The following is a 6023-nucleotide window of genomic DNA, read 5'->3' on the forward strand; positions in this document are numbered from 1 at the left end:
CTGCTGGACTTTCCAGTCGAGGAGTAATCCGCACGCTCGCGCTCTTGTCAGTCGATGATTTCAGGGCTCAGCACGCGTACTTTCGACAGGCGAATGGCTTCGCGGACGCGGCCACGCAGGACGAGCGTGTCGATATTTTCCGGGTCGGCAGCCATTGCGGCGTCGATATCTGCCATGGCGAGATTCAACTGGTCGAGGTTGAGGTGGGCCTCGGCACGCAGCTGGCGAGCGATGCTCATGTTCGGCGCGAGCGTGATGGCGCGGTCAAGGTCTTCCTTGGCTTCGGCCCAGTCTTCCAGCATCAGATGGGCGCTTGCCCGATCCACGAGCAGATCAGGGATGCCGGGTTTCAGTTTCAGCGCATTGGTGAAGGTCACGATGGCTGCCTCCGGCGCGCCAGCCTGAAGCCAGGCGTTGCCGGACTGGGTGAGATATTCGGCGCGCTGCTCGACCGACCCGCCATCGACCGAATTGGCGAGCTGTTCCAAGCGCGCCGCACCTTCATCCGGACGGCCGAGCGCGATCAGCGCCATGGCCGTACACTGGCGCGCGCCGGGCCGGTTGCCCTGATAGATCCAGGCAAGTCCATCCTCATAGGCTTCCTCGGCATCCACTTCGATCTTGGCGACGCAGGCTTCGAGTCGGTCGGCTTCGCGCGCCTCAATAGTGGCGCTTGAGGACTGCGTCATCGCCAGTGTTGCGATGGCCAGGGCAAGGATGGACATGGATCAAGCGCTCCGGAAACTGTACACGGGTCTTAGACCCGACAGGAGCGACCAGCGCAAATGACAGATACGACATCTCTGCTTTTTGTTTTTGGGCTTGGTTATAGTGCCCTGCACTTGGCCAGACGCCTGAAAGCCAAGGGAATACAGGTCTCTGGCACCGTGCGAAGCGAGGACAAGGCGGCGACCCTGCGCGCCGAAGGTATTGCCGCACAGGTCTGGTCCGGGCAGGGGCTGCCGGATATTCCAGACGGCGCCCATTGGCTGGTGACCTTGCCGCCGGATGAGGGCGGATGCCCGGCGGCGCGTGTCGCGACCTATTCGGAGCCGGGCGCCGCGAGAATGACCTATCTGTCTACTACTGGGGTCTATGGTGATCTTGGCGGTGGTTGGGCGATGGAATGGAGCCCCGTTAATCCGGGGTCCGACCGGGCCAAGGCGCGTGTGCTGGCAGAGCGGCAGTGGATGGACGCGACCGATGGCGCGGCGCGGATTGTGCGCCTGCCGGGCATTTACGGGCCCGGTCGCTCGCCCTTTCAGAAGCTCAGAGATGGGAGGGCACATCGGGCGGTCAAACCGGGGCAGGTCTTCTCCCGTGTGCATGTAGACGACATTGCCAGCGGATTGGAGGCGTTGGTCCTGCGACCGCACCTGCATGGAATTTTCCATTTTTGTGATGATCAGCCCGCGCCACCGCAGGATGTGACGGCGTTTGCGGCGACCCTCCTCGGCATTGCGCGGCCGCCGGAAGTCCCGTTCGACGAGGCAGACCTCAGCCCGATGGCGCGCAGTTTCTATGCCGAATGCAAGCGGGTCTCCAATGCGCGCGCGAAAGCGGCGCTCGGCTGGCGGCCGGTATATCCGACCTATCGAGAGGGGTTATCTGCTGTATTGACTGCAGAATGCGGATCGGATTGAAAATTTTTTGATGTTTTCCTCCACTTTCGCGGGATTGTGGTAGGCTCCCTCTCAGGGTGTGGCCGTGACGAATGTTCGTCAGCTTCTGGCCACAAGAGGGACAAAAAATGACTTTACGACATTTGCTGCTCGCGGCAAGCCTGATCGCGTTATCAGGCTGCGCGTATACTGACAAGTTTGGAAGCGCGGAGGAGCCGGTAGCGGCTGAAACCGCATCTGAGGCTGACGCCGAGATGAGCTTGGCCGAGATCACAGAGAAAGCTGGCGCGCCATTGTTCGACGGCATGGGGGATTTTCATCGCCCCATCACCACGTCGAATCCGTATGCGCAGAAATATTTCGATCAGGGCATAGTGCTGGCATTTGGCTTCAACCATGCCGAAAGCATCCGCTCTTTCCGGGCGGCTCAGACGCTCGACCCGACCTGCGCCATGTGCTTCTGGGGCGAGGCGATGGCCACCGGCCCCAACATCAATGTGACCAGCAAGGGCAAGGCCGTGATGTCGGACGCAGACCGGCAGTCGGCTTTCGCGGCAATTGTCAGGGCTCAGGAATTGTCAGGTGGTGCGACGGAGCAGGAGAAGGCGCTGATCGTTGCCATGGCTGCGCGTTACAATGGTGATCCGTCCACGTCGCGTGAGCCGCTGGATGTCGCCTATGCACAAGCGATGGGCGACTATGTGGACTCAAATCCGGCGGATGATGATGCCGCGGCAATGTATGCCGAAGCCTGGATGAACACGATGCCGTGGGATTACTGGTCGGCCGATGGCGCGCCGAAGCCGGACACGGTGAAGGTGATCGAATCTCTGGAAGGCATTATTGAGCGGTCGCCGGAGCATCCGCTGGCGTTGCACCTCTATATTCATGCGGTCGAGGCATCCGAGGATCCGGGCCGTGCGGAGAACGCGGCCGACCAGCTCGCCGATCTGGTGCCGGGGTCTGGCCATCTCGTACATATGCCGGCGCACATCTACTGGCGTGTCGGGCGTTATGATGATGCCGCGAAGGCGAACATCACGGCGGCCTCCGTGGATGAAGCCTATATCGCCCAATGCAACGCGCAGGGATTTTATCCGGCGATGTACTATCCCCACAATATCCACTTCCTGTGGGCGGCGGCCAGCATGTCAGGTCAACGCGATATGGCCATCGACGCCGCGCAAAAGGTTGCAGACAATGTGAGGCTGGAGCAGATCGAGCAATTCCCGACCGTGGAATTCTTCAAGACCATTCCGATTCTGGCTCAGGTCCAGTTCGGCCAATGGGATGACATTCTTGCGTCCGATGCGCCGCCGGAGTCGCTTGATTATTCAAATGCCATCTGGCGTTACGCCCGGGGCGTAGCGGCGGCTCGTTCGGGCGACGTGACAAGCGCTTCAGGTGACCGGGCTGTGCTGGCCGGTCTGAAAGACAGTGTCCAGATCAGCTTCCTCGATACGGCGGACTATCCGGCCAGCGTGTTGCTCGGCATTGCCGATGCGCTCCTGCAAGGGGAAATAGCCATGGCAGAGGGCAATCCTGAACAGGCGATCCCGCATTTTGCGGCGGCCGTCACCGCGCAGGATTCGCTGCCCTATATGGAGCCGCCCTTCTGGTATTATCCGACCCGGCAGTCGCTCGGAGAGGCTTACGTTGCCGCGGGCAAGTTCGCCGAGGCCGAAAGCGTGTATCGCAAAGACCTTGAAGAGTATCCGAGAAATGGGTGGTCCATGTCGGGTCTCGTCAAGGCGTTGGAAAGCCAGGGCAAGACCGAAGCAGCCGAAGAGGTCGAGAAGACATTCGCGATTGTCTGGCGCCATTCCGATATCGAACTGGACGGCTCCCGGCTCTAGCCTCACGCACGAAAAAGCCCCCTCCGTGAGGAGGGGGCAGTTGCAGGGGATATTTTCTTCTCTTGACTATGCCGTCACGGAATCGCGCTGGCGCTCGTGTTTGCCTTCGCAAATCTCCTCAACGATCTTGGCGTTGAAGTCGCCAAGGTCATCCGGGGAGCGGGAGGTCACGAGGCCGCCGTCGACGACGACGGACTGGTCCTTCACAATGCCGCCGGCATTCTTCAGGTCCTGCTGGATCGCCGGGAAGCCGGTGACTTCGCGGCCATTCACGAGATTGGCCGAGATAAGAACCTGTGGGCCGTGGCAGATTGAAAAGACCGGTTTCTTCTGGGCGAAGAAGTCCGACACAAAAGACTTCGCCTTGTCATTGGTGCGCAGCGCATCCGGGCTGAACAGGCCGCCGGGAATGAGCAGCGCGTCGAAATCCTCTGCCTTCGCCTCGTCGAGGGACAAGTCGACCTGGTATTTGTCGCCATGTTCGCGGTGTTGATTGGCGTGGATGAAACCCTTCTCTGTCGAAACGATCATCGTTTCGCCGCCAGCTGCCTCGATAGCTTCATTCGGGCTGGTGAGTTCGATTTCCTCGAATCCATCTGCAGCGAGAATTGCCATTTTCCGACCTTGGGCGCGTTGATTTGACATATAACATGTCTCCTTGATCTGGTGTGGTCACCGCGCTGCGACCTTTGGTGGGGGAGCGCGGGCGGACGGAACATCCCGTCCTGCACAAGATCAATGACTGGCCGGGGCCATCGTTCCGATTAACTCGCGGAAAGGTCAGGGACGCGTTGCAGTGGCGATTTCGGCGCAGGTCGTCTTCAGTCGCGCGATGTCCTGTTCGCGGGACAGGCGATGATCGCCATCCTTGATCAGGGTAAAGACGAGATCCTCGCTCGTGATCGTGTCGACGAGTCGTTCCGCATGCTTCCACGGCACGTCGGCGTCCTGCATGCCCTGCAGGATGCGGACGGGGATGTCGAGCTCGATGGGCGCGTCAAGGATCTGCCAGGTTTGGCCATCCTCGATCAGGGCGCGGGTGATGGTGTAGGGCTCATCATAGTCCGAGGGCCGCTGTGTGAAGCCCTGTTCCATGATCTCTGACTGCGCTTCGGCGGAGAATTCCGGCCACATCAGCTTTTCGGTAAAGTCCGGTGCGGGAGCGATCAGGACAAGACCCGCCACGCGGTCCGGGCGGGCGAGGGCGGCGAGCAGAGCCATCCAGCCGCCCATGCTGGACCCGACCAGCACGATTGGCCCGGTGCTGTGTGTGTCGATGGCGGCAAGAGCATCCTCGCGCCAAGCCGAGATCGTGCCGTCCTCGAAGGCGCCATCGGACAGGCCATGCCCGGAATAGTCAAAGGCGAGAAAGCCATGCCCGGCCTCGGTGGCCCAGGCTTCGAGTTCAGTCACTTTGGTGCCGCTCATGTCGGATTTGAACCCAGACAGCCAGACATAGGTGAGAGGCGAATGGGTCGGGGCCGAGGCGCGATATGCGAGGCGGCGACCCTCGGGAGAGGTGAAATAGGTCGTTGTCATTCCTCTCCCGTTCCGTCATCTGTCTCGCCTGTCAAGCGAGTGGAGGGATTACGACTTGCCCGATTTTCCGGATTTGACTGGCAAGACCATTCTCCAGGTGGCCCCTGAATTGTCGGCTGGTGGGGTGGAGCGTACCGTGCTCGAAGTCACCGAAGCCATCATACAGGCTGGCGGAAGGGCTCTGCTGGCCAGCAGGGGCGGTCGCCAGGAAGCTGCCTTCGAGGCCCTGGGCGGTGAGTTGTTCCGGATGGACGCCAAATCCAAGAATCCGATCACGCTGAAACGGAATGAAGGCAAACTGAAACGCTTGATCGCGCGCGAAGGGGTAGACTTGGTCCATGCCCGGTCGCGCGCGCCTGCCTGGAGCGCCTATTGGGCCGCCAAAGCGATGGATGTGCCGTTTGTGACCACCTATCACGGGGCCTATTCGGGCAAGACCAAACTCAAAAAGCGCTACAATTCGGTCATGGCGCAGGGCGACATCGTGATCGCCAACTCCAACTGGATCGCCGAGCATGTGAAAACGGAGCATGGTGTGCCATTCGAACGCGTGGTGACCATTCCGCGGGGTGTCGACCTGGAGGCGTTTGATCCGACCAATGTGCCGGTCGCGCGGGTGAAAGCCATTCGCGAGGCGCTCGGACTTGCGGATGATCCGCGGAAGATATTGCTATTGCCGGGACGCTTGACCGAATGGAAAGGGCAACTCATTGCCATCGAGGCGCTGGCCATGCTGGCATCGGATGAGCGCGACAAGCTGGTGCTCGTGCTGGCGGGCGACGCGCAGGGGCGCAATGCTTATGTTACGCGGCTGGAGCACGCTGTGGTGGCGCACGGGCTCGACCGGGGTGTCATCATGTCTGAACACATTACCGATATGCCCGCGGCCTATCTGGCAAGCGATATCGTGCTGGCGCCATCGGTGCGACCCGAAGCGTTCGGGCGTGTGGCCGCCGAAGCGTCGGCCATGGCGCGCCCGGTGATCGTGGCTGACCATGGCGGCGGG

6 protein-coding genes are annotated in these 6023 nt (G+C 61.0%); 3 read left to right on the forward strand and 3 right to left on the reverse strand.

Features of this window, described 5'->3' with window-relative positions:
• Positions 1-47: 47 nt before the first annotated feature.
• Positions 48-725 (reverse strand): hypothetical protein, encoded by a 678-nt coding sequence (locus tag B4F73_RS00400; RefSeq protein WP_206992169.1) that lies wholly within the window; start codon positions 723-725, stop codon positions 48-50.
• Positions 726-785: 60 nt separating this feature from the next.
• Here B4F73_RS00400 and B4F73_RS00405 point away from each other — a divergent pair, with 60 nt between their 5' ends.
• Positions 786-1643, forward strand: a complete 858-nt coding sequence (locus B4F73_RS00405; RefSeq protein ID WP_290482250.1) for an SDR family oxidoreductase — start codon at positions 786-788, stop codon at positions 1641-1643.
• 107 nt (positions 1644-1750) lie between these two features.
• The gene (locus tag B4F73_RS00410) at positions 1751-3478 is read left to right on the forward strand and encodes a tetratricopeptide repeat protein (protein ID WP_290482251.1); all 1728 of its coding nucleotides are present in this window, start codon (positions 1751-1753) and stop codon (positions 3476-3478) included.
• A 66-nt stretch (positions 3479-3544) separates the two neighbouring features.
• On the opposite strand, the gene B4F73_RS00415 is transcribed toward B4F73_RS00410, so the two are convergent.
• Both B4F73_RS00415 and B4F73_RS00420 read right to left on the reverse strand, forming a co-directional pair.
• Positions 3545-4123 carry a type 1 glutamine amidotransferase domain-containing protein gene (locus tag B4F73_RS00415; RefSeq protein WP_290482252.1) on the reverse strand — a complete coding sequence of 193 codons (579 nt, stop codon included), beginning with the start codon at positions 4121-4123 and terminating at the stop codon, positions 3545-3547.
• 135 nt (positions 4124-4258) lie between these two features.
• On the reverse strand, positions 4259-5017 hold the full coding sequence (locus B4F73_RS00420; protein ID WP_290480471.1) for an alpha/beta fold hydrolase: 759 nt from the start codon (positions 5015-5017) through the stop codon (positions 4259-4261).
• Between the two features lie 55 nt (positions 5018-5072).
• On the opposite strand from B4F73_RS00420, the gene B4F73_RS00425 reads away from it, so the two are divergent.
• On the forward strand, positions 5073-6023 hold a 951-nt coding region (locus B4F73_RS00425), incomplete at its 3' end, for a glycosyltransferase family 4 protein (RefSeq protein WP_290482253.1).

This window comes from Hyphomonas sp. UBA3601 (assembly GCF_002375605.1).
Lineage (GTDB): Bacteria > Pseudomonadota > Alphaproteobacteria > Caulobacterales > Hyphomonadaceae > Hyphomonas.

Coding starts and splice junctions, on each gene's coding strand:
- B4F73_RS00400 (WP_206992169.1), bottom strand. CDS start 725: ATGTCCATCCTTGCCCTGGCCATCGCAACACTGGCGATGACGCAGTCC.
- B4F73_RS00405 (WP_290482250.1), top strand. CDS start 786: ATGACAGATACGACATCTCTGCTTTTTGTTTTTGGGCTTGGTTATAGT.
- B4F73_RS00410 (WP_290482251.1), top strand. CDS start 1,751: ATGACTTTACGACATTTGCTGCTCGCGGCAAGCCTGATCGCGTTATCA.
- B4F73_RS00415 (WP_290482252.1), bottom strand. CDS start 4,123: ATGTCAAATCAACGCGCCCAAGGTCGGAAAATGGCAATTCTCGCTGCA.
- B4F73_RS00420 (WP_290480471.1), bottom strand. CDS start 5,017: ATGACAACGACCTATTTCACCTCTCCCGAGGGTCGCCGCCTCGCATAT.